16 protein-coding genes are annotated in these 25,497 nt (G+C 52.3%); 11 read left to right on the forward strand and 5 right to left on the reverse strand.

The genetic code is table 11. The annotated features are described in order from the left end of the window. Nucleotides 1-148 precede the first annotated feature (148 nt). From B7982_RS07495 to B7982_RS07505, 3 genes are all read right to left on the reverse strand, one after another. A complete protein-coding gene (locus tag B7982_RS07495; RefSeq protein ID WP_088660203.1) occupies nucleotides 149-1,570 on the reverse strand; it encodes an SGNH/GDSL hydrolase family protein in 1,422 nt (473 codons plus the stop codon). Between the two features lie 174 nt (nucleotides 1,571-1,744). Then, a complete protein-coding gene (locus tag B7982_RS07500; RefSeq protein ID WP_088660204.1) occupies nucleotides 1,745-3,127 on the reverse strand; it encodes a hypothetical protein in 1,383 nt (460 codons plus the stop codon). A 123-nt stretch (nucleotides 3,128-3,250) separates the two neighbouring features. Continuing rightward, nucleotides 3,251-5,008, reverse strand: coding sequence for an ABC-ATPase domain-containing protein (locus B7982_RS07505; protein WP_233138432.1), 1,758 nt, complete (start codon nucleotides 5,006-5,008; stop codon nucleotides 3,251-3,253). 143 nt (nucleotides 5,009-5,151) lie between these two features. Here B7982_RS07505 and B7982_RS07510 point away from each other — a divergent pair, with 143 nt between their 5' ends. The 9 genes from B7982_RS07510 (at nucleotide 5,152) to B7982_RS07545 (ending at nucleotide 13,938) form a co-directional block, all read left to right on the forward strand. Beyond that, entirely contained in the window at nucleotides 5,152-5,697 is a 546-nt protein-coding gene (locus B7982_RS07510) for a PEGA domain-containing protein (protein ID WP_088660206.1), read from the forward strand. A gap of 105 nt (nucleotides 5,698-5,802) precedes the next feature. Beyond that, the gene (locus tag B7982_RS07515; RefSeq protein ID WP_088660207.1) at nucleotides 5,803-6,411 is read left to right on the forward strand and encodes a penicillin-binding protein activator LpoB; all 609 of its coding nucleotides are present in this window, start codon (nucleotides 5,803-5,805) and stop codon (nucleotides 6,409-6,411) included. 164 nt (nucleotides 6,412-6,575) lie between these two features. Continuing rightward, a complete protein-coding gene (locus B7982_RS07520) occupies nucleotides 6,576-7,973 on the forward strand; it encodes a hypothetical protein (protein ID WP_144065933.1) in 1,398 nt (465 codons plus the stop codon). Between the two features lie 103 nt (nucleotides 7,974-8,076). Further along, nucleotides 8,077-8,841 carry a hypothetical protein gene (locus tag B7982_RS07525; protein ID WP_088660209.1) on the forward strand — a complete coding sequence of 255 codons (765 nt, stop codon included), beginning with the start codon at nucleotides 8,077-8,079 and terminating at the stop codon, nucleotides 8,839-8,841. 47 nt (nucleotides 8,842-8,888) lie between these two features. Continuing rightward, nucleotides 8,889-9,617 (forward strand): response regulator transcription factor, encoded by a 729-nt coding sequence (locus tag B7982_RS07530; RefSeq protein WP_014546027.1) that lies wholly within the window; start codon nucleotides 8,889-8,891, stop codon nucleotides 9,615-9,617. Further along, on the forward strand, nucleotides 9,599-11,515 hold the full coding sequence (locus B7982_RS07535; protein WP_088660210.1) for a sensor histidine kinase KdpD: 1,917 nt from the start codon (nucleotides 9,599-9,601) through the stop codon (nucleotides 11,513-11,515). The genes B7982_RS07530 and B7982_RS07535 overlap by 19 nt, the downstream gene beginning before the upstream one ends. Nucleotides 11,516-11,584: 69 nt before the next feature. Further along, nucleotides 11,585-12,922, forward strand: coding sequence for an ATP-dependent 6-phosphofructokinase (locus B7982_RS07540; RefSeq protein ID WP_014546029.1), 1,338 nt, complete (start codon nucleotides 11,585-11,587; stop codon nucleotides 12,920-12,922). A 21-nt stretch (nucleotides 12,923-12,943) separates the two neighbouring features. Further along, nucleotides 12,944-13,087 carry a hypothetical protein gene (locus tag B7982_RS14895; RefSeq protein WP_015731986.1) on the forward strand — a complete coding sequence of 48 codons (144 nt, stop codon included), beginning with the start codon at nucleotides 12,944-12,946 and terminating at the stop codon, nucleotides 13,085-13,087. A gap of 38 nt (nucleotides 13,088-13,125) precedes the next feature. Further along, nucleotides 13,126-13,938 (forward strand): hypothetical protein, encoded by an 813-nt coding sequence (locus tag B7982_RS07545; protein WP_233138433.1) that lies wholly within the window; start codon nucleotides 13,126-13,128, stop codon nucleotides 13,936-13,938. 142 nt (nucleotides 13,939-14,080) lie between these two features. On the opposite strand, the gene pta is transcribed toward B7982_RS07545, so the two are convergent. Beyond that, on the reverse strand, nucleotides 14,081-15,484 hold the full coding sequence (gene pta, locus B7982_RS07550; RefSeq protein WP_088660212.1) for a phosphate acetyltransferase: 1,404 nt from the start codon (nucleotides 15,482-15,484) through the stop codon (nucleotides 14,081-14,083). A 353-nt stretch (nucleotides 15,485-15,837) separates the two neighbouring features. Here pta and B7982_RS07555 point away from each other — a divergent pair, with 353 nt between their 5' ends. Continuing rightward, nucleotides 15,838-19,704: a fibro-slime domain-containing protein gene (locus B7982_RS07555; RefSeq protein ID WP_233138441.1), complete on the forward strand. Its 3,867-nt coding sequence runs from the start codon at nucleotides 15,838-15,840 to the stop codon at nucleotides 19,702-19,704. 209 nt (nucleotides 19,705-19,913) lie between these two features. After that, nucleotides 19,914-23,711: a fibro-slime domain-containing protein gene (locus tag B7982_RS07560; RefSeq protein ID WP_088660214.1), complete on the forward strand. Its 3,798-nt coding sequence runs from the start codon at nucleotides 19,914-19,916 to the stop codon at nucleotides 23,709-23,711. Between the two features lie 187 nt (nucleotides 23,712-23,898). On the opposite strand, the gene B7982_RS07565 is transcribed toward B7982_RS07560, so the two are convergent. Further along, complete coding sequence (locus B7982_RS07565) at nucleotides 23,899-25,434, reverse strand: Rne/Rng family ribonuclease (RefSeq protein WP_085491757.1); 1,536 nt, start codon at nucleotides 25,432-25,434, stop codon at nucleotides 23,899-23,901. Between the last annotated feature and the right edge of the window lie 63 nt (nucleotides 25,435-25,497).

Raw genomic sequence — 25,497 nt, forward strand, 5'->3', positions numbered from 1 at the left:
TTTTAAAACGCCAATAACAACGTTCAAAATTTGCGACAATGTAGCAAAAAGTAAAGATAAAATGCATTGCTACAAACAACCGATGCCGGCTCAAAGGCCGGCATGACATCACAAAAAAAAGCCCGGCAATTTCGCCGGACTCCCAAATCTATCGTATCGAGATTCGCGTCTTATACGAGGTCGTAGCGCCACGAATCTTAACGATGTAGTTACCCGCAGGGACTTCGCTCAGCAAGTTCGAGGACTCGAGCGAACCGTCCGCAGGGTTACCAATTCTACCCTTCCACACGATGTGTCCCGTCAGGTCCACGATGCTGATATTCACAGGCTCGTTCACTCGGGAAATCGAGATAGAACGGCCATCCACCGTGACCTTCGGGAGCGCAATCTTCACATCGCGCATCTTCTTGAGGGCAATAGTACCCGCATTCGAGCCAATCACCGGTTCCGGCTTCTTGTTCATGTAAAGCGGAGCCACGGCTTCGGCCCACAAGCGGTGCATGGCCGCACCACCCGCCGGGTTTGCCGGGTGCACACCGTCTTCAGAAATGAGTTCCGGATGCGCCAAGAAATAGTTGTAGAAGTCCGGTCCCGGAATCAAGTTGTTATCCCTGACCAGCTTATCGATCGCGTCCAGGAATTCCTGGGGGACCTGCCAGCCAGAGTACACCGGGTTTGTCGCAATCATACGGGCGATAATCGGGGTAATCCCATGAGCCTTTGCGGTATCGATAATCATCTGCATGTTCCTCGTGAACTGCTCGACGGTATAATCGTTACCCACCCAGGCGTCATTCGTACCCATTTCAATCGCCCAGTACTTTACGTTACCCGCATATTCCGCATAATACTTCAAAGCATCGGCAACGCCCTGGCTCGTGACGCAAGCGACACCGCCACGGATCATCGCCGGGTAATAGCTCGGGAAACGCGCATGGATCAACTGAGCAAAGTTCGAGTCCACCGCATACTGCTTCATGCCCATCTGCGTGATACTCGTACCCATGAAGAACCATGTATCGTCTCCACCATTGCTTATATCGTATGCACTGACTTCTTCCAAATAAATTGCCGGAGTCGACGCCAAAATACGGAACCAGGACATTCCTTCAAAATCAATGGCTATACCACGGGAGGCTGCACCGCTCTCGCCAATTTCGGCAGCGATTTGCCAGTCACCGTCCACACCGTTTGTGGAATTGGCAGACGTCATGATCTTGAAATTCTGCAACGTGGAACCAATCGCAAGGTTATGCAAGCAACCCTGCGCATACACGTAATCCTGGCTAGCCCACGCTTCGTCACCACGCGTATCCCACGTGATGAACAGCTTGGACGGCCCCTGACCCACGTTCAACGCAAAATCATTCACAATGGTAATTTGGTTAGAATCCAATTTACCATCTGTATAGACCAAAGGATTTAAATCATTGGCCACATCGCCCGCAACGTAGAGGGGCTTACCTATGCTCACATTGGGATTTGCCATAATAGCAAATGCGCTACCACAGGCGACTGCACAACCAAGCGCAGCTCCCCAGAGCATCTGTGTAAATTTAGACATCGACATACCACACCCCATTGTTTTGGCCACCAATCATAAAAATAGGTTATTATGGGGTAAAGTTATAAAATGTATGAAATTTGACATATCAGAAAAGGTGACGCAAGTCACCTTTTGACATTAAAATCGACGAAATTCGGCACAAAATAGAATACTCCAAAAAGGAGTGTTTGCAATTTTTTACTTAACGGATATCTTTGTCGAGTAATTGCTATTTGCACCGCGAACATTCACGAAGTAATTTCCCGCGCGCATTTTTGGAATTCCCGTCGAGCCGTTCCATACGACGTGGCCCATCGCATCCATGATGGTCACGCGGTCATTTTCGCGCAACCCGGAAATTGAAATTTCACGACCACTCACGTTCACGCGCGGCATTGCAAAATTCACATTGTGCATTTTCGGAAGCGAAGTTCCTCCACAGCCAACAACATCTGGCAAACCAGCGCAAGGATCGTACTTGTACAAAGGCGCCACCGTCTCCGCCCACAAACGGTGCATCGACTGTCCGCCCTTAGGCTCTGCCGGGTGTACGCCATCGCTTGCAGAAAGTTCTTCGGGATGTTTCAAAAAGTAATTGTAGAAATCAGGGCCATTCGGAAGTTCGTTATCAAACGTGAGTTTGTCAATGGCATCGAGGTAATCCTGATGCACCTGCCACTTTGCAATTTCGGGATTCGTTGCAATCATGCGGGCGATAATCGGAGTAATGCCATGGGCTTTCGCCGTATCGATAATCGTCTGCAAGTTCTTCGTGAACGTTTCAACATTCGTATTGCTACCGCCCCAGGCATCGTTTGTTCCCATTTCAATCGCCCAGAACTTAACGTTCCCTACGTATTCCGCGTAATACTTGAGCGCATCGACAACGCCCTGGCTTGTGACGCAACCAATGCCACCGCGAAGCATCGCCGGGTAGTAATCCGCAAAACGCGCGTGAATCAACTGCGCAAAATTTGAATCGACGGTAAACTGTTTCATGCCCATCTGGCTGATGCTTGTGCCCATGAAGAACCACGTATCGTCCCCGCCATTGCTGATGTCGTACGCACCGACTTCTTCGAGATTTTTCACCGGAGATTCCGCCACGATGCGGAACCAGGACTTGCCTGCAAAATCAATCGCAAGACCGCGGGATGTCACCCCGCTCTCGCCCACTTCGGCAACCGTCTCCCAGTCGCCATCTACGCCGTTCGTCGTGTTTGCCGACGTCATCACCTTGAAGTTCTTTAAAGTCGCACCTTCGGCAAAGGAATGTTGGCAACTCGCCGCATGCACAAACTCTTCGCTCGCCCATGCTTCGTCACCACGCGTTTCCCACGTAATGAACAGCTTTGTCGGACCCTCGCCCACGTTCAGCGCAAAATCCGACACCGACGCGACCTGGTTAAAGTCGAGCGTTCCATCGGTATAGACTTCAGGTTTCCAGTTGGAATTGACAGCACCCGCCACGTAGAGGTTCTTACCCAGACTCACGTTCGGATTCGCCGTAATGGCAAAAGCACTGCCGCAAGCGCAACCTAGCGCAACGCCCAACACTTGCAAAACTCTTGTGTTTTTCATTTCACACCCCAAAAACTACATATCCTATTTATTAAGGATATGCTTTTCAGAAAATAAATTATTATGGGGCAAATATCTCAAAAAATTGATTCAGGTGTGGACATTTTTGTCGAGAGATGTTCCTTACCTTCCGTTATCTCGCAGGCGATAGAGCACGCACGCAATATCAATCGGACGCGGGAGGCTCATTTCACGGCTCAAGCCTTGCGGCAAATTGCGAAAACCGACGTTCTTGATTTTTTCGCAGAGCGCATTGATACGTTCCATAATCGTCGCCTTCGCAGATTCGCCATTCGCATCGTTGTTGCTTGCGGCATTTTGGCAGAGGTTCAGTAGCATAAATCCTGCACCGAATCGCTGTTGCTTATCCACAAGCGCACCCGCCTTGGACGTATCGGAGACGAGGAAACCGATTTGCAGCAATGTATCGCCCGAGATTTTCACTTTCACCTGGCGTTCCACAGCAGATGCAGGGCGGAGTGACGGGAGCAATGGCTTCACGTATTCCGCAAAGTCGCGGCACTCAGGTTCCACAAATGCGGGCAACCCCGGCACGACTTTCGCGCCATCACCGGCAGCCGAGCCAACAGCACTATCAGAGAGTCCGGCCGCTACATTCTTTCCATTGATTCTTGCGCATTCTGCCTTGTACGATGCCATCACGATGATGTTATCCGCCAAGTCCAAAAAGTCTCCGCAGGCGCCCGCCACTAGAATAAAGCTGCGCCCCTTGATTTCACAGATGCGGTCCGTCAAAGGAATAAGCGGTTCGCGGTCATCACCCAAGAGCTTACGCACACGCACATCGCGAATGAGGAAGTTTACCGCAGAAGAGTCTTCGTCAATCAAAAAGACATCGCTCCCCGCTTCCATCGCTTCCATCAAGTTCGCGGCCTCGCTCGTCGAGCCCGACGCACAAGCGGTCGTAAAGTTCTTTGTCGAGATTCCGCCCGGCAGGTCTCGCACAAACTGCGAAAGGTCCGTGCCACGCACGCTGCGGCCGTCTTCGACGCCCACGCGCACCGCCGATTCGCTCACGACAATGCCTTCGCGGCCATCTCCCGGAATATGCGGGTAAACAGATTTCGTCAAGGCCTGCAAAAGCGTCGATTTTCCGTGGAACGCCCCGCCCGAAATCACGGTAATTCCCTTCGGGATTCCCATGCCGCGAATTTCACGGCCATTAGCAACAAGCGTCACCGCCATTTCTTCGGGCGATACAAACGGGACAGCCCCTTCCATCGGGAGTTCGCTCAGTCCCGATGCACGCGGGAGCACGGCACCATCCGGCACAAACGCACAAAGTCCACGTTCCTCGAGCTGCGACAAGATTTCCTTGCGCTCGGCAAGCACGCGGTAATGTTCGACAAGTTCCGGCTCTACGCCATCCTTCTTCGATTCTCCCGAATTATAGAGAGCCGCCGAAACCAGGTCCGGCAAGACCATCGTCAAAATCTCGGCAGCGGCTTCCGCCTGAATCTTGCGGCCGTCGCCCGGCAAGCGCACCTGCAAGCAAGCACGCAGTTCGCCATTGTCAACCCAGAGCGCGTTTCGCACTAGCATTTCAGGTCCAGCAGTGTCAAAGACGACCGCCGCATCCCTGTCGGGGTACTTTTCACGCACAAGCGCAGAAAGCCTGCGGTAAAGGTAATCGCTCAATGCCAGGCGGCGTTCAAACGAGCCTCCCCATTCGCTCGGGAACCCAAGCATTAACAAACTCGCTTTTATCATCACGCGAGATGCCGGTGCGTACGGGTCTCCCTGCACATGCAGGAATTCCAGCACAAAGTCTCCAAAGTCCCACGAACGGTCCGCCAAGGACTTGTAAAGGCCGTAATTTTTCCCTTGTAAACTGCGAATTTTCTGGTAAAGAGCTTTCATATACATAAAAGTAGTTAAACTAGACCAATTTTACACCTATTATTTACGCACATTTTACGGCACTTTAACATTTGTCTTGTAAAAAAAGAATTAAATTCTAGAGGTGAACTAACTCTTTTACATGCTAATCAGGAGTACAACCCATGAAAAAGCTTTTCTTTTTTGCCTTGATGATGGCATTCCTCTTCACGACCGCCGTCGCTGACGAAGAAGATCCACCTCCGCGTGGCAAGGCCGCAACCATCAATATCATCACCGAACCGCCTAACAGTGACGTGTTCCTCGGCGGTGAACCTCTCGGCAAGAGCCCGATTAAGGACATGCAGGTCAAGTCTGGCCGCCAGACGCTCGTCGTCATCGACCAGGGCTTTGAACTTGTGAACAAGCGCGTGAACATCTGGCCGGGCAAGGACGAACGCAACAACTTCGACTTCAGCACCAAGATTCCGAAGGGCCACATCAAGGTTACGACGAATCCGCCGCGCTGCCTCATCTTCGTCGATGGCGAACAGGCTGACAAGACCGACGGTGCAGAACTCGTTGTCCACAACCTCGATGCCGGTGACCACGTTGTGCGCGCCCAGTGCAGCAACCGCAAGAGCGCCGAAGCCCTCGTGAAGGTTGTCGGCGAAGAAACTGCTGAAGTTCATCTCGACGCAACAACCGGTTCCAAGAAGAAAAAGCGCTAATAACGGTTTTTCACCAAAAATTTTAAAGAACTCCCCATTTGGGGAGTTTTTTTTATGTTTTTTTTGTATGTTTATAACAAAATGTTTCTTATCTAGGAGAAAAAAATGTCAAAACTTTGGATTTTCGCCCTTTGCGTAGGCTTTGCTCTCTTTACCGGCTGCGCAAGCGACGGCGGCAAAAAAGTCACCCGTCTCGATGCAAATACCGTTACCGACCTTTCTGGCAGCTGGAACGACACCGACTCCCGACTCGTCGCTGACGAAATGATCAATGACTGCCTCGGCCGTCCGTGGTACAGCCAGTTCTCCGCACAGAAGGGCTCTGTGCCGACTATCGTGATTGGCAAGGTCCGCAACAAGAGCCACGAACACATCCGCGTCGAAACCTTCATCAAGGATATCGAACGCGCCCTCATCAACTCTGGCAAGGCTGAATTTGTGGCCAACTCCAACGAACGCGCTGACCTCCGCGACGAACTCGCCGACCAGCAGGGCAACGTGACCGAAGAAACCCAGAAGGACGCCGGCATGGAAATTGGCGCAGACCTCATGCTCACCGGTACCATCAACTCCATCATCGACCAGGAAGGTGGCGAACAGGTGGTCTACTACCAGATCGACATGGAACTCACCGACATCCAGAGCCACCGCAAGGTTTGGCTTGGCGATAAGAAGATTAAGAAGTACATGTCCAAGAGCAGCGTGAAGTTCTAGTTTGAATAGTTGGCAGAACTTAGACCGCTACGCTCTTAGAACTTAGTTGCAAAAGCTTACAGAAAAAGCAATATTCTAAGCACTAACATCTAAGATCTAAGCTCTAAGTTCTAATAACTGTAAACGCTCGCACCCGCGAGCATTTTTTATATAAATTTACTTATATGAAACGACTTATTTTACTCCTTGCTACGACTTTATTTTTTATGGCTTGCGCAAACAAGTCCATGACTCGTTACGAGGCTCTCGCCCCCGTATTTGAGCATAACGGCTTCGAAGCCGCCATCAACGAAGTCAAGAAACAGCAAGAAGACCTCTACGGCGAAAAGACCGAGTTCCTCTATTACTTTGACCTGGGCGTACTCTACCACTACAACGGAAACTACAAGGAAAGCGCCCAGAACTTCGACAAGGCCGAAAAGATTTACGACGACCTCTACACGCATTCTGTAACAAACGAAGCCGCCGCCATCGTCACAAACGACAACATCCGCCCCTACCGTGCACGCCCCTTCGAAGTGCTCGTGCTCCACGAAATGCAAATCATGAACTACCTTGCGCAAAGGGACATTGATGGTGCCATGGTCGAAGTGAGCCGCGCACAAAAAGCAATGACGGAACTCTACCAGAAAGACAACGACAAGACAAACGACAACGGCTTTTTGCGCTACCTCACGGCAATCGTCTACGAAATGGCAGGCGAACCGGACGAAGCCGCAATCGCCTACTACAAGACGGTCAGGGCTTACGACGAAAACATCCTGAACCTCCCGAAAGAAGCCCGCGAATTTGTCATTGAAAACTTAATACGCTCCGACCGCGAAGACGACCTCAAAAAGCTCAAGCTCGACAACTCCATCGAAACGACAAAGGCCAAGGCCGCTTACGATCTCGGACAAGAAATCATCATCGTGGGTTACGCAGGTCACGGCCCCATCCTCACCGAACTCAAGATGTCGGGTACTTACGTGAACGGCGGCATGCTGAACCTCACCTACAAAGACAGCAAGACCGGCAAGATTACAAGTTCCAACATCGGCGCCCCACCTGTCGCGGGCGCAAGCAATGGCGAAACGTTCCACATCAGCTTTGCACTCCCCGAAGCGCACTCGTTCAAGAGCCTTGTCCAGCGCTTTAACGTCACTGTCGACAACAAGTCCGGCCTCCGCACCGAAAAGGTGATGGCACTCGACAAAGAACTCGAAATGAACCTCAAGGACGACTTTGCAAACACCATGACCCGCACCGCCATCCGCGTCGTGCTCCGCACTATCGCCGCACAGGCTGCCAAAAAGGCCATGAAGTCGGACAACGCCATCCTCAACCTGTTCACGAGCATCAGCACGGACATTGCGCAAGACCAGATGGAAAAGGCGGACCTCCGCATAGCGCTCTTCTTGCCGAACTCCATCCAGATGACACGTATCCCCGTCGAGCCGGGTTCACACGAAGTCTCCGTTGCTGCAGAAGGCGAAACTGGTACAGTCAAGGTATTCAATTTTGGCAGCGTGCCCGTGAAAAAGGGCGAAAAGAAGTTCATCTTTGTGCCTGCCGTGAAGTAACTTTCACATAATTAGGCGAAAAAGCATCATTTTCTGAAATGTAAATACCACTTTGCTAAATAATTATTTAGTTTGAAGTCAAAAACATTCCTAGGAGCAAAAAATGAACTTCAAATTGATCTTTGCAGCAGCTGCATTGCTTGCTACTCAGTCATTCGCTATCGCCGGTATTGGCGCCCACTACACCCCAGCCGTCGGAACCACCCTCAAGGAAGCTCAGAGAGCCGATATCAAGGGAACTGACGGAAAAATCGGTTTCAGCCATGGTAGCTTCGACTACATCCAGGGTTTCGGTTTCAAGGCCTGGGTCGACATTCTCCCGTTCGTCGATATCGAAGCCACGTTCAACATCCAGTTCGCCTCTTACAACGCCGCTCTCTGGGTAGGTGAAGGCGAAGACGCTCGCAAGATTCCTCTCGAAATTGAACTCGGCGGTACCCCGTTTGCAAAGGCAACTCCGAAGTACATCGCCATGAACGCAGACCTCTCCGTCACGAAGCCGTTCTCCATCCCGCTTTTCCCGATCCGTCCGTATGTCGGTGGCGGTCTCACCATCCACTGGAACACGTTCGTCCTGAACAAGGCTTTTGTTGAAGGCGTGTTCGACAAGGCTTTTGCTGATGGCAGCTATCCTGCAGACGAAAACGAACTCGTAAACGCACTTAAGAGCAAGGTTGTCGACTACGCCAAGGATGAAGGCCTCAACAAGAGCATCGGCATCCACTTGCTCGCCGGTGTCCGCTTCAAGCTCCCGATTATCCCGATTGCAGCTTATGCAAACGTCAAGTGCTACCTCGGCGGTGACTACGATAGCGATATCGACGCCGGCAATTTTGCATTTGAAATCGGTGGCGGTTTTGCCCTTTAATTTTGTAGATTAAAAAAAGTTGGTTAGAAGAGAGTAGGTATACAAGAATGACTCAGAATACAAGCAGCACAAACATCCTCATCATCGAAGATGAAATTGCCATTGCCGAAGGCCTCGTGGACCTCTGCGAGCTCAACGGTTACCGCGTCAAACACGTTGTTGACGGCGAAAGCGGCCTTGCCGAAGCACTCTCCGGACAGTACGGACTTGTACTGCTGGACCTCATGCTTCCGGGCATGGACGGCTTTACCGTTTGCGACAAGATTCGCGAAAAGGACAAGAGCCTCCCGATCATCATCCTTTCTGCAAAGAATTCCGATGACGATATCATCAACGGTCTCAAGTTCGGTGCCGACGACTACATCCCGAAGCCGTTCTCCGTACCGATGCTCCTTGCACGTATCGAAGCAGTGCTCCGCCGTAGCCGCCAGACGATGGAAAATGAAGGCAAGCTTGTTGCCGGCAACCTCCGCGTGAACTTCCGTGAATACACGGGCGTGCGCGGTACAGAAGAGCTGGCATTCACCCGCAAGGAAATTGAAATTCTTGAATACCTCTGGAACAACCGCGACCATGCCATTCCGCGTTCCGAGCTCCTCCGCAAGGTCTGGGGTTACGAAAATGCAGAATCCGTGGATACCCGTACGGTCGACATCCACATCACCAAGCTCCGCAAGAAGATCGAAGACGATCCGGCTCATCCGAAGCTGCTCGTCACGTTCCGCGGTGAAGGTTACCAGATGCGCTCGGCTCCAGAATGCGAGAAATCAGTATAAACAAACTCTCTACATACCTCTCTAGCAAGTACAAGGCTCTTCGGAGCCTTATTCTTGCCTCTAAAGATCGTCTCATTTTTGTGGCGATTTTTATCGTTATTGCGATTCCCGTAATAATGCTTTTAAGCCATTCCTACGCACAGTTGCAAACGTCGTCGCTCTTTGGCTACAAGGAACACGCGTTCTCTGTGCTCCAGAATTTGAACAAGAACATCACCGCAGACCTAGCGATTGAAGACAGGCGCTCTTACGCCGACTACAGATTCATCCGCTCCGTCCCGGTGTTCGGCGGTGAAGAAATCACGATGTCCGAACTTGCGGAATTCCCGCAGAGGAGCCATTACGTCGGGCTCGTCGGGCATTTCCAGCTGGACCCCGCCGGCAACTTGAGTACGCCTGTCCTCCCGGATGGAGTGCTCGAAAGAATCCCCATGGTCGACAGGGCAAAGCGCGTTGCCATCCGCAACAAGATTAGCCTCATCCTCAATACGTCAGGATTCGCGGCCATGTCTTCGCCTGCCATTATCACGACCTCGAGCAGCATGGAAAAGTCTGACTCGACGCACAAGAACGACAGCAGGCTCATCGACCAGATTTACAAGCAGGACATCGACATTGCAAGCACTCGCAAAAAGAAGAAGTCGAGCAAGCACCGTGTCGAACAAATTACAGAAACCGGCGACTTCGCCTTCGGCGTCGAATCGACAAAGCTCGATACGACCGGTCTTCTGGTCCGCCTGATCAACACCGAAACGACTCACTCCATGGAAGCCGAAATTGACTTCTTCCAGGCGATTGTCGATTCGAGCTACATCATTTTCCATCGCACGGTTAGACGCGGCACAGACGTGTTTATCCAGGGCTTTATTGTCGATGCTCGCGCCTACCTCACGAACCTCGTAAAAAACGAAATCGAGAAGTACAAGGGCGTTACCAAGGGCAATCAGCAAGACCCGCTCGTGCTCGCATTCTTCCACAAGAACAAGTCTTTTGTCGCCTTCGGTGAACGCAACAACATTACGACGGAACTCCTCTCCGAATCGTTGCAGGCGCCTCTCTCGGATATCACTTTCAAGATGTACACCACACAGCGCGCCCCGGGCGGAGAATTCGTTTTCTTCATCGGGTTCCTGATGCTTGCGGTACTTGGAATCGGCCTTATCTCGATTTACCATGTGACACAGAGCCGCGTGAAGCTCGCCGCAAAGCGCCAGGACTTTGTCTCCGCCATTACGCACGAACTTAAGACTCCGCTCACGGCCATCAAGATGTACGCCGAACTGTTGCAGAACTCCTGGGTCGCTAGCGAAGAAAAGAAGCAAAAGTATTACGGACAAATCGCGAGCGAAGCCGACCGCCTTTCGAGACTCATCCAGAACGTGCTGAACCTCTCGAAGCTCGATGGCAACCGCTGGAACGTGCAGCTCCGCATGGACAAGCCAAAGCAGGTCCTCGACGACTTCGTCTCGACTTACAGCAAGAACGTCGAAAAGCAGGGATTCGAACTCACGGTTTCTTCGGACACGGATGCAGACAACATCAGCCTCATGATCGACCGCGACGCCATCATGCAGATTCTGATGAACCTCGTCGACAACTCGCTCAAGTTCTCCAAGAACGCAGACTACAAGATGATCAACGTGGAACTGCGCATCAAGGGCACCGACATGTACCTCGCCGTGCGCGACTACGGTCCGGGCATTCCGCCTTCCGAAATGAAGAAAGTCTTCCAGGAATTCTATAGAGTCGAAAATGAAATGACCCGACAGACGAGTGGCACAGGCATCGGACTTTCGATGGTAAAGAAATTGTGCACTTTATGTAATATGAACATAGAATTGGAAAACGCTAACCCCGGTTTGCGCACAAAAATACACTTCCCAAGTCTGTCCATTTAAGTTTTCATTATGTATTTTTAGGGCGTTCCGTCAAGATGGCGGAAACCCCAAAAATCAAAGAGGCGCGGTATGACTCAGGACGACATCATCAAGAATCCGTTGGATTATGATCTTTCCATTGAAACCGTTGGCAAGGGTACGCTTAAGTCCCCGATGAACGGCGTTCCTTTCGTTTCGGAAAACGACAAGGTCAGCCTAACCACTGACGTCAATCTCATCTCTGAATACTTGGCGAAGGGCATCCCGGTACCCTCTCTCGAAGTGGCCGGCCCTCGACAGACAATTTTCCACGACCCCGCCTGGACACGTGCAGGTATCGTCACTTGCGGTGGCCTCTGCCCCGGTCTTAACAACGTGATCAAGGGCCTTGTACAAGTGCTCTGGTTCGACTACGGCGTGAGGAACATCTTCGGTATCCCGTACGGCTACCGCGGCCTGAACCCGAATTACGGTTACTCCCCCATCGTGCTGGACCCGGATGTGGTCGACGCCATCCAGGAAGACGGCGGTACGATTCTCGGTAGCTCCCGTGGCATGCAGGACCCGGCCATCATGGTCGATACGCTCATGCGTTTGAACATCAACGTGTTGTTCTGCATCGGCGGTGATGGTACGCTCCGCGGCGCACATGCCATTGCCGAAGAAGTCAAGAAGCGCAAACAGCCCATCTCGATTATCGGCATCCCGAAGACAATCGATAACGACTTGAACTTGATCGACAGGACGTTCGGTTTTGAAACCGCCGTGCTCAGCGCCACAGACGTAATTACCAGCGCTCACATCGAAGCTAACGGCGCATTCAATGGTCTTGGCCTCGTGAAGCTCATGGGTCGCGACTCCGGCTTTATCGCCGCGTATGCATCGCTTGCAACAACCGTCGTGAACATCTGCCTCGTTCCCGAAGTTCCCTTTACGCTTGACGGGCTCTTCAAGGCTCTCGAAAGCCGTTACGCCAGCGGCAAGACTCATGCCGTGATTGCCGTCGCCGAAGGCGCCGGACAGGAACTTTTCAAGAACCAGGAAGAACGCAGAGATGCAAGCGGTAACATTCTGAAGAACGATATCGGAGAATTCCTGACCCACAAGATTAAGGAACATTTCGATAGCGTCGGCAAGGAAATCAACATCAAGTACTTTGACCCGAGCTACACGGTGCGTAGCATCCCCGCCAAGGGCACAGACGCCATTTTCTGCTTCCAGCTCGCTGAAAACGCAGTACATGCAGGCATGGCAGGCAAGACGGACATGGTCGTTGGCAGCATGAACAACGTTTTCTCGCACGTGCCTATCGAATACGCCGTGAGCGAACGCAAGAAAATCAACCCCAACGGACCCCTTTGGCACGCCGTTCTCGGTATCACGCGCCAGCAGGACTATTTCTCCGGCAAGGGCAAACGCAGCAAGTAACCCTTTAAATAAGTTATCACCATGCTCAAAAAAGAAGAAAAAGTCATCATCCGTACCGCACTCATGGAATACCGCAATCTCTTGTTCAAGACATTCCATGGCACCGACGAAGAAAAGACTCGCATTGCCACGGTGAACAAGTTATTGCAGAACTGGAAAGTCTAAGCGTATTCATGAGGATTACGCGGAACATTGTTTTTGCATTGCTGCTTGCAATTAGTTTTGCAAGCGCAAACGAAGACTTGCACATAGCAGATTCCTGCTATGCGGCACGTGCTGTGCGCGCCAAGGGCGACAAGGCCGACGCAAAAAATGCAAAGATAATGAAGGAATCCTACAAGAAGGCGATGGAAGATTCCACCGTTTTGGAGGCCGCGACCGAAGGCTACGTGAAGACGCTGTACTTCTGCTTCAGATTCGTGCAGTTCGACGAGAAGAAGCGCCAGCTCCATTTGGACACGCTGATGGATGCTAGCAGAAGCGCCTACGAGAAGTTTCCACAGAACAAGGAGATTGCACACGTCTACGCCTCGACGCTCTCGATGTGGGGCTCGGAACGCAACGTACTTTCTTCGCTCAAGGAAGGCATTGCAGGCAAAGTACGCGATGTCGCGACTGCGGCAGAAGACTGGCAGATACTCGGGCGTGCACACTTTGTGCTGCCTTACGTGCCGTTTTTGCTTTCGTGGCCCGACGAAAAGCTTGCAGACAAATACCTGAACATGGCTCTCGAACAAAATCGCAAGGACATTTACAACTACTACTTCCTTGCTGACTTGCGCTATGACCAAGGCCGTTATGACGATGCGATGGAATTTATCGTACAAGGTCTCGATGCAGGCGTGCGCCCCGGATATATTCTTGAAGACAAACGCGCCCGCTGGCATTTGAAAGAGCTCTGGAAGAAAATCGATTACAAGCACAGGGACAAGCTCTCGCCAAAACACCAAGAAGACGGCGAGAACATCCGAAAATCGATTGAAGCGCTGAAAGCCGGAAATAAAAAGAAGAAATAATGGAGATTCCCGCGTTCGCGGGAATGACACATAAACAAAAAGCGGACTTTGAAAGTCCGCTTTTTTGCGTACCGACCCCGGAACAAGTCCGGGGAGACAAATGCAGGGCGCGAGAGCCTCGCGCTTTCCCAATTGCTTATGCTTAAGCCTGAGCTTGCACAGCAGTCAAAGCAATCGTGTAAACGATGTCTTCGACGAGGGCGCCGCGGGAAAGGTCGTTCACCGGCTTGGCCAAGCCCTGGAGCATCGGGCCGATAGCGATTGTGCCGTGAGCAGAGCGCTGCACAGCCTTGTAACCGATGTTACCAGCAGAGAGGTCCGGGAACACGAACACGGTTGCCTTGCCAGCGACCGGGCTGTTCGGGGCCTTGAGGGCACCAACGCTCGGGACTGTTGCGGCATCGTACTGGAGCGGGCCATCGATGAGCATTTCCGGGCGGGCAGCCTTTGCAGCGGCAGTAGCGGCCACGACGAGGTCTGCATCCGGACCCTTGCCCGAATTGATGGTGCTGTAAGAAAGCATAGCAACGCGGCTCGGGAGGCCGAAAGCCTTTGCCGTGTCATCGCACTGAAGAGCGATATCGGCGAGTTCTTCGGCAAGCGGGTTCAGGTTGATAGCGCAGTCACCGTAGATGTAAGTCTTGTCCTTCATGCACATGAAGAACACAGAGCTCACAGACTTGACACCCGGAGCGGTACGGATAATCTGGAGAGCCGGGCGGAGCGTATCAGCCGTGGAGTGGATAGCGCCAGAAACGAGGCCATCGACTTCACCGAACTTGAGCATCATCGTAGCAAGCATTACGTTGTCTTTAAGAGCAGCGCGTGCAGATTCCGGAGTCATGCCCTTGGCCTTGCGGAGTTCCACGAGAGTCGGCACATACTTTTCAGCAAGTTCTGCGCTCGGTTCGATAATTTCGATGTTAGCCGGGAGCTTCACGCCAACAGACTTTGCGGTAGCTTCGATATCAGCCTTCTTGCCGATGAGGACCGGCACGGCGATGTTGCGTTCGACAGCGAGGCAGGCTGCCTGCACGGTACGCGGTTCAGAACCTTCCGGGAGCACGATGCGCTTCACGCACTTGGATGCCTTGGAAAGGAGGCTTGCGCGGAACATGGCCTGGCTTACGCGACGTTCAGCTGCCGGAGCGGCGAGGTCGCCAGCAACGCACTTTTCGCAGCGGAGCAAGCGCTTCGGGCAGAAGAGTTCGGCATCTTCGCCATCGGCAAAAATCTTTGCATCGAGGGCGGAAGCGAGGTCGTCGTTGAACTTGTGAGCAATGACATCGTTCATGCCCGTTGCACCAGCGACGACAACAGCGTCGACATCGTCAAAATCCTGCTTGAGGAAATCGGCGCAAATCTTTTCCATGAGCACGGCAGACTTGCCGGCCTTGATTTCAGCAACGCTATCGGCAGCATTGAAAACTTCGAGCGGCTTATAGACTGTAGCAATGAGGCCCGCCTTGGTAACGGCGTCGACAAGTTCCTGGACTTTGGCTTCCATGTTGGAGGCAGCCGTGGCAACTAGGTAAACACGATTCATTTTAATCTCCAATTTTGAATTTACGAGTGTAAAGGTAGGATTTTTTAGATCGATAGACAGGAGGTGCCCGCTCGGAGGCGGGCATGACAAGCTTCAAAAAACATTTCCACACAACCAATGACTATTGACCAACAACTAATGACTAACAGCCAATATGTTTATTTTGGTTTACAATGCCAAAATCTTTCACAAATTAGCGCATTTTCCGATGTAATATTTCCATAAACTCTATTGACAACATAATTTTATTGTTATCTTTGGCGTTGAAAGTGTATGGGAAAACACTGTGGGATAGGGGAATAAATACTTAGGAGTCACGGATGAGGATCAGTGGGCTTTTATACAGGGTTTTGGTGTGTTTGGCGATTTTCAGTGCCTACGCATTTGCGCAGACGGTTGCTGTCGCACACATCATTTACGAGGGCAACGTCTTGTACTATGCCGACAACGAAAGCAATTTCGTGTACAAGGCCGTTGAGAAAAATTCCGATGGCACTTTCACCATCGAATTCACTAACGAACGTCTTGCTAACGGCAAGAAAGATGTTCGTCGGCTACAGTTTGGAGTAGGCTGTAACGGCAACACATGCCATACGGACTTGAGTCCAAACAATAAGCCATTACTGGGCGAGCTTTTCCCGGGGTACAAGGAAAACGTCACAGACGCTGCAAATATCGAAAAGCAGGAAGTCTGGATTGTCATCAATGAAGACAAGACGTTGACGATTTCCGACACTAAACCGGTGGTCGCGGTCAAGCCTAAAAAGCATATCCGCTTTTTGACGCCGTGGACAAACACGAACGCCATCATGTTCTTGAACGACAGCGAGAACTACATGCACGCCGTGGGTTCCCCTTACTGCGGCTGGTTCGAGGCCGAGGTTTCAAAGCCTTCTACCGCAAACGTCTACTTCAAGCAGACAATCGGTTCGACATTTGTCGGGTCCGACGGCACGACCGAAGACGAAACAACTGTCACGCCAATCAATCTGGATTCCGCCATTGCACTCAGCGATACCATCTGGGTAGTCGCTTACCAGTACGGCGCTCCCGAAGTTCATACAAACTATCCAGGCATCCTTGGCGAATGCCTCCCGAAGATTCTCCCGGTCATGATGTTTGACTGGTACGACGGATCCATGAACTCCGATGGTTCCAAGAACGGCCTCAGCTATGGCGATGGCGGCGCAGGCCGCACAGGCTTTGATGTGCGCGGCGTCCCGATGTTCGGCATAGGCACAAGCGAAGACTTTGGCCCTGACGGCTGCAAGGGAACACCAATGACGGGAATGGTCGAAAAGCAACTCGGCCCGAACGGAGTTCCCGTGAGAGCAAAGAACTTCCCTGAATCCAGCTGCACGAACGCCACCCACCTTAACAATTGGTTCCTCCCCGAAGTCCTTTACAACGACGGCGTAAATACATACACGAACGTCACGTGCCGCGACTTGGAACTCACGCTTACCGATGATGGTTTCTGGCTCGGTCAAAAAGATGACGAAAGCCCGGAAGGCGGTCTCTTCTTGCTCGACGACTTCCGCTGGCTCGACAGCGCACAGACCATAGAAAACCCGCACTACGACTCCCTCAGCGGTGGCGACGATATCCCGGGTTACCACAACTACGGTTTCACCATGAAGATCCAGGCCGAGTTCGTCTACGTCAAGGGCCAGTATTTTGAATTCAATGGCGACGATGACGTCTGGGTATTCATCAACAACAAGCTCGTCGTTGATATCGGTGGCCAGCACAAGAAAGTCAGAAAGGCAGTCAACCTGGATACGCTCAACCTCACGCCGGGCGAGACTTACCCGTTCCACATTTTCTATGCCGAACGCAAGCGCACGCAGTCGAACTTCATGATGAGAACTTCCATTGACTTGAAGGTGGAATCAAGCATGTTCCTCACGGACCACTCGACCGATTCGACACTCATCAAGAAGGAAGTCTGGCAGAACATCCGCGAAAAGACGCTCGCCTGCGACTTCTCCTCGAATTCCGAAACCAAGCGCACGGAACGCGGACCTTCGAACTTCACGTTGTTCGGAAAGAGCCTCCCGATGACGGGCGTCGCCTTGAGCAAGCTCGATACCGCCTACTATAGCGGCATCACGATTACGAACGACTTCACGATGCTCACGATCAACACGACGAACATTTCCCGCATGCAGACACTCCCGCCGGGAACATACTACGTGCGTGTCTCGCTCAAGAACAACCCGAAGGAATACAAGGATGTGTACTTCACCATCCCGCCGACGGAACTTCCGAACATCGCCTTTGCAGACATCATCGACTCGAGCTACTGCTTCATTGCCGACATCATCAAGCAGGACACGCTCTGCCTCGACAAGTACTGGAAGCCGCTTGGAAACGAAATCAGCCGCGACATCAGCAGCGACACGCTCCCCATCAACATGAACAGCGCCGAAAAGCTCTGGGCCGGCCGCATCTACCCCATCAACGTCTCGTTTGTTGAAGAATGGGCTCGCAGTTACAGCGGCATGGTCGTCCAGGTTTCCACAAACGATGCAAAACTCATCCCTTGCGATTCCCTCGGCAACCCCCTTCCGAATAACGAGTTCGTGCTCATCGAAGGCAAGAACACATTCTTCGTGAAAGCGACAGGCGCCGTCAGCAACGGGACAATTACAATTTCTACGTCGGTTGCAAAGAACAAGAGCGTCAACTGGACAAACATCAACATCGCAGAACCGCCAGTCCCGCAAATCGAGACCGCATACATCTACGACAGAAATGGCGACGGCCGCGGTGATAGCGTCTGGGTGAGCTTCAACAAGCCGCTCGGCGGCAACAGCGTGCTCAATACCATCACGTTCACGTTCGGGTATACACACTATGAACTTGCAAACGTAGTTTATGCCGAAGGCGCCCGCGAACTTTCAATCGTCGCTGACGGCGATGGATTCAGCTCGTCTATCTCGACCGGTGGCGCAACGGAGCCCTACTCCGGAAAGATTACCGCCCAGTACACCTACACGAACCCCGAAGACTTTACGGTTTCGAACTTCTCCGTGGACGGCCTCCTCGGTGACGCCATCGGCCCCATCATCATGGCCGCCGAAATCTCCTACACCGCCGACGGAAAGACCATGCTTACGCTCACGTTTAGCGAAGGCCTGAACACTCTGAACGCGAACTCCGACCTGTTCAGCTACCGTAGCTACGGCAGCGGCTCGCTTTCGACCTTCGTGCAAGAAGCGGACTACCTCGCCACCGCACCGGCAAACCGCTGGAAGCTCATTTTCTCGAAGAAGACCATCTCGGATATCATCCCCATCGTAGGTGACTCCATCCGCATCAAGCCGCCTTCCGAAGGCGGACTCGCACTCGACCTTGTCGGCATCCCGGCCCATGACCTGAACCCGTGGGTACGCATCACGGGTGAACAGCGCATCACCGTGACAAGCCCTCCGGTCGTCACGATGGACAAGAACTCGCCGAACTTCGAATTGACCAAGGAAATCGTCCGTAGCGATTCTGCAACCGTCCCGATACTCGTCCAGAGCGATAACCCGCTCACGGCAACGCAGGTCGGCGAAATCTATGGCACCCAGGGCCACTACCTCGGCGACATGAACATGTCCGAACTCGTTGAAAACGAAATCAGCGAAATTGCAAAGGTTGTAAAGACAAGCACGGTCTACACAGACAAGGATGCAGTCAAGAACGGAAGTCCCTCGACAACGGTCACGCTCGAGACGATCATCGGCATGATGGAACGAAATGAAATCTCGCCCAAGGACGCCCAGGAAAGGTTCGGTGTCAGCCAAGTCATCATCAATGCCTACAACAATGGACTTTTGACCAAGGAAAACCTGAACAACTACATGCACGGCACCGATGACGATATCAAGACCATCGCCGAATCCATGGCCGACAAGACGGAACTCAGCTACAAGACGATTTACTTCTCCAGTCTCGGACAATTCGTGAACAGCGACGAAGGAAAAATCGCCTGCAACGACAACATTTTCAAGACGGACGGCTCCCAGAACTGCCTCGGGAACGAAGGCCACCTCTACCTCGCCTGGAACATGCGTTCCCATAAGGGCCGCCTCGCAGGTACCGGAGTCTACATCGCCCGCCTCGAAATCCGCCTCATCGTGAACGGCAAGCGAATCACCAAGCGCACGCAGGACTTCCTCTGGGGATTCCGCCACGGCAAGCTTGCAATCGCAGATTTCGGCCTGCAATAACAGTCAAAAAGTCTACAAAAATATTCCAAAAGGCGCCTACGGGTGCCTTTTTTGTGTAAAAAACGGAACTTTTCACCCTAGATACAAAAACTACGGTCCTTTGTTGCAGTCTTCGCAATTTATTTTACAAACAGGCAAAAAAAATTTGATAAAAATCACTAGATTGAGTGTATTTTCAGTATATGGGTAACATCTTCCGGGAGTCGTGGATGCGGTGTAAAAATATTGTCTCAAGTTTAATTTTCGTACTCTTATGGGCAGCTATTCCGTCGATAGCGGCCGATTACAACATTACCGTCAAGGATGAAAGATACGGTTCGCCCGCAAGGCGCATCTACGTCGTTTTGGAAAAAACGGTAGACGGAGTCACCACATCCAGCAACTGCACACAGCTAACGAGCAAGGCCGACGGCACCTTCAGCGTCAAGGCAACATTGACCGCCGAAACAGAGCCGAAACTGACCTTTTACACAGGCAGGACTTCCTCCGGCAAATGCAACTCTGACATAGGCAGCATTTCGCCTTTGGCTGGCGCAGAACCCGTGGAAAGCGAATTCACCATTACCATTAGCAAAAACAAGGTCGTTACACAGGCAAACGGCACAAACACCACCGAGCCCTCAACCACTCCCGGCAACGATGGCCCCGGCACGCAAACACCTGGCGACAATCCTGGCACTCAGACCCCCGGCAGACCGACCCAGCAGACTAAGCAAAAAGTGATCCGCTTCTTTGTCCCCTGGACAAATACGAACGCCATTCTCTATGTTGCAGGCGGCAAGTCCGATACGATGTCCACCGTCAAGAATTACTGCGGATGGTTCGAATCTAAAGTTACCCCGCCCGATGGCTCGTTCCAGGTCTACTTCAAGCAGACCCTCGGCTACGAATACGTCACGGACATCCACAACTCCACCAAGATTCTCCCGATTGAACAGAGCACGTTGCTTTCTCTCGATGCAGCCGCTGCCGAAGCCGATACCATCTGGGTCAAGGCCGGCAAGGAAATCGGAATCGCGACAACAGTTTACACTAAGTACCCGGGCGTCCTTGGCGATTGCCCCACCAAGACTCTCCCCGTGATGATGTTTGACTGGCTCCATGGCTCAAAGGGCGATGGTGACGGCAAAGGCAAGAACGGCGACCCCGCCAATGGCGTGAGCGCAGACTTCGGTTCTGGCGGATGCTCTGGAAGCAACAACTCCAAGGGCAACATGAACGGGATGGTCGAAGAATACCTCGGCCCGAACGGCGTCCCCGTACCGGCAGCAAACTTCCCTGAAAAGTGCAAGATTACAACCCACCTCGACAAATGGTTCCTCCCCGAAGTCATCACAACTAAGAATGGTGTTCAGTACACCAACGCCACCTGCCGTTCTATCGAATTACAGCTCCAGAATGACGGTCTCTGGCTTGGCCAAAAAGACGATACCAGCCCAGAAGGCGGCCTCTTCTTGCTCGATGACTTCCAGTACCTCGATGCCGAACAGACTATCCTGAACCCCTACTTTGACAATCTCACTAGCGGCCGTAACAAGAGACACAATTACGGCTTTGCCATGAAGATCCAGGCAACGTTCGAATACGTTCCGGGCCAGTACTTCGAATTCCTCGGTGACGATGACGTGTGGGTGTTCATTAACAACCGCCTTGTCGTGGATATCGGTGGCCAGCATCAAAAGGTTTCTGGCGCAGTCGACCTCGACACGCTTGGCCTTCAGGAAGGCGTAAACTACCCGTTCCACATCTTCTATGCCGAACGCCATACATCCCAGTCCAACTTCATGATGAGAACGTCCATCGACCTGAAGACCGAAACGAGCATTCTCGCCAAAGACCTCTCTGCAGCAGGATTTATTAATTACGAAATTTACCAGCGCGTGAGCAAGCAGGCACTCTCTTGCGACTTCTCCGGTGCCACGACGACGGATACAGTCGCCGCTCCTTCGAACTTCACCTTGATCGGTAACGGCGCCTATGCCGAAGGCGTTGCACTCGACAGCGTGGGCACCTGGTTTGGCGGCATCGTCATCAAGCCGGGCTACACAGGCTTTACTATCAACACGGAACAGATTAGAAGCATGCGCACGCTCCCGCCGGGAACGTACCAGTTGCGCTTCGCCCTCCAAAGCGATGAAACCCAGTACGACGAAATTACGTTTGTCATCGACCAGTACGACTCGCCCGAAATCTTCTTCGCCCGCGTCGATAGCCAGAACAAATGGACCATCATCCCCAAAGGCACTGACGGCACCGTTGACGGCTTGGTCGATACGCTCGGCAAGTGGGTCAATACGCGCTACCCCGTGAACGTGACTTTTGAAGAATGGGCCACATTCGATGACATGGTCTACATCGCCACGAACAACACGGCGGTCATCCCCTGCGACGAAAACGGCAACCCCATTACAGCCATTACGCTCAAGAACGGCAAGGCCACATTCTATGTGAAGGCGACTGCAGCAGTCAGCAACATCAAGCTTGTCGTCACGAGCTCCGATGAATCGCAGCAAGCCATCTGGAAAAACATCTCGTTCATGGAACCGCCTGTACCGCAAGTGGTATCCGCAAGCATTTTCGACAGAGATGGTGACGGTCGCGGCGACAGCGTTTATGCAAAGCTCTCGAAGCCGCTCGGCACTTTGAACCAGATGCTCGTCCGTATGGATTCCATCCAGCTGGAATTTGGCGAAACGTTCCCGACAATCATCAGCGGATTTGCAGCAAACGACTTTGACAGTTCTTTGGCCATTGTTGCCGATGGCGGCTTTGGAACCGTTCCGTTTACCGGCGGTGCAGAAAACATCTACAGCGGAAAGATTACGCCGTTCTGGATGTATGCCGAAGGTGGCGTTCCGACAACGATTAGCCTCACAAGCGACGTGTCGGACTCGATTGGCCCTGTAATTACGTCCGCAGACATTGCCTATAGCGATGACGGTTCGACAATCCTCCAGCTCACATTCAGTGAAGGGCTTGATTGCGAAAACGAAATCGAAGCCTCTTACTTCACGTACTTCTTTAAACAGACCGGCGCCATAAGGGACGACATTGTTCCGGACATTCTTCTCAAGGAGAATAAGTCCAAATGGAAACTCGTCTTTAGAAGCACGACCAACGAAAAGGACAACATCCCGGTCATGGGCGATTCCATCAAGCTCGTCCCGAATGTCCACATGGACCTTCTCCACAGAAGCACAGACCCGAGAAATCCGTTTGTCCGAATTTCCGGTGAACAGAAGGTTGTCGTGACAAGCGCCCCAGTCGTGACCATCGGCGAATCCGATTCTTCTAGAGCCATCATCTCGAGCCCGACACCGACTGTCCCGAAGCTTGTACAAGACGACAAGCCGATGACAGCAAAGGAAGTCGCACAGAGCTATGGTTCCCAGGGCCACTACCTTGGCGATCTGAGCATCTCGAGCCTCGTAAAGGATGAAGTCACCGACCTCGGCGCGGCCATCAAGAATTTCAACGCAAAGAGCATTGAAACCGGCGGCCCGCATCTCGAAGAGGTCATTACGCTAGTCCAGACAGGACAAATGAGCATCGATCAGGCAAACAAGACGTATCACCTCGGTGATAACATCGTGAACGCCTACAAGAACGGCGTCATCACGGCAACTGACGTGACCGGCATCGCAAACGGTAACTCCTCGGTTATCGAAAAGGTGACCAGGGAACTTGCCGCCCAGACGACGCTCGAATACAAGACCCAATACTTTACAAGTCTTGGTATGTTCGTGAACAGCACCTCGGGGTCGTTCTCCTGCACAGACCAGTTCTACAACGGAAACTGCCTCGACACCCATAACGACGGCAAGATATTCCTCGCCTGGAACATGAAATCGAAAAACGGCCGACTGGTCGGAACGGGCGTCTATATTGCAAGATTGACGTACAAGATCAGGATCGGCAACAGAGTCATCGTCGACCGCACGCAAGACTTCCTCTGGGGTGTGCGTCACGGCAAGACCAAGGGATTCGAAATCGACCTGAATTACTAGGACTTCCTCCTCTCTCTAAAGACGCCTGCGTGGCAGGCGTCTTTTTTTGTATAAAATTTTAAGGATAAATGCTATAAAGGAGATTCCCGCTCGGAGGCGGGAATGACAATGCAAAAAAAATCCCGGCCAAGCCGGGACTTTTTGCGTTTAACGCGGGAATGTCTGCGCGAGAATCGCGGATGACAACTTATGCGAAGTTGTACAAATCCGTGATATCTTCGTTGTTCTTGTCGTACATCCAGAACTGGTTGATGTGGGCATATTCATCTTCCACGAGGGAAATCTTGATGTTATGCTTGTATTCCAGATAGTTGAACATACGGTTCAAGTCCTTGCAAAGCACATCGATGACCGGAGCGCTCACGACGAGAGTGACTTCGCGAAGACGGCCCTTGGTATGGGCGCGGGCGAGCCAGCGGTCGATCATGCCGAGCGTCGATTCGAGCGTTGCAATGCGGCCACTGCCGTTGCAAACCGGGCAGCATTCGGTCTTTTCGGTCATCAGGTTCACGCGGACGCGCTTACGGGTGACTTCCATGAGGCCGAACTGGCTGATCGGGGCCGGGCTAATCGGGGCCTTGTCGCGGCGGATAGCCTTGCGGAATTCCTGATAGACGGCTTCGCGGTCTTCATCGGTTTCCATATCAATGAAGTCGATGATGATGAGGCCGCCCACATCGCGGAGGCGCAGCTGCTTTGCGATTTCGTGGCAAGCATCGAGGTTTGTCTCGAGGATGATCTTGCCCTGGTCCTTGCCATGAACCTTCGGACCCGTGTTCACGTCGATAGAGACGAGAGCTTCGGTCTGTTCGATGACGAGGTTGCCACCGCGCGGAAGCGGTACCTGACGCTGCAAGGAGCGAGCGTAGTCGTTTTCAATCTTAAAGTATTCGAACAAGCTTTCGCTAGAGCTCCAGAGCTTGACCTTATCAAGCTTATCCGGAGAGAGAACCTTCAGGTAATCGCGGAGAGCAAAGTACTCGTCGCGGTTGTCGATATACACGTAGTCCGTGTTGTCGCCGAAGTATTCGCGAACCGTCTGTTCGATGGAATCGGATTCTTCGTAGATGCAGGTCTCGGGCGGCATGGTTTCGAAGTTGTACTTCGTCTGTTCCCACTTGCTTTCGAGTTCGCGCATCTGCTTATTGATTTCGAATTCGGATTCGTTGAGGCCGTTGGTGCGGACGATGTAGCCCACGTCGCGGCCCTTGAGGCGGCGTACGACCTTCTTGAACTCGCGGCGCTTGACCGGATCGCGTTCACGCTTCGAGACGCCGACGAAATTTGTACCCGGCATGCAGACCAGGAAGCGGCCAGCAAAGCTCAAGTGTGTCGTCAAACGAGCACCCTTGGTACTGATCGGTTCCTTGACCACCTGCACCATGATTTCTTGGCCTTCCTGGAGAATTTCGTCAATCGAAATTTCCTTAGAGGCATCGCCTTCATCATCATCGTCACCATATTCGCGGCGCAACAGTTCGTTGCGGTCCATGGCGTCTTCCTGATGCAAAAAGCCAGCCTTCTCAAGACCAATGTCAATGAATGCCGCCTTGAGTGCGGGGAGCACCTTCTGAACGACACCCTTATAAATATTGCCCAGAACTCGATTAGAGGAAACACCTTCAACAACCAATTCCGCAAGTTCGCCATCTTCCATGATAGCGATGCGCTTTTCGTACGGTGTTTTGCTAATCAAGATTCCGCGCTTACACTTATTTGCCATTAAAACTCCTAAAGGGTAAAGCAAAACTTGATAGAAATCCCCAAGACCAGTCCAAAAGTATGG

The organism is Fibrobacter sp. UWB2 (assembly GCF_002210425.1).
Classification (GTDB): Bacteria; Fibrobacterota; Fibrobacteria; order Fibrobacterales; family Fibrobacteraceae; genus Fibrobacter; species Fibrobacter elongatus.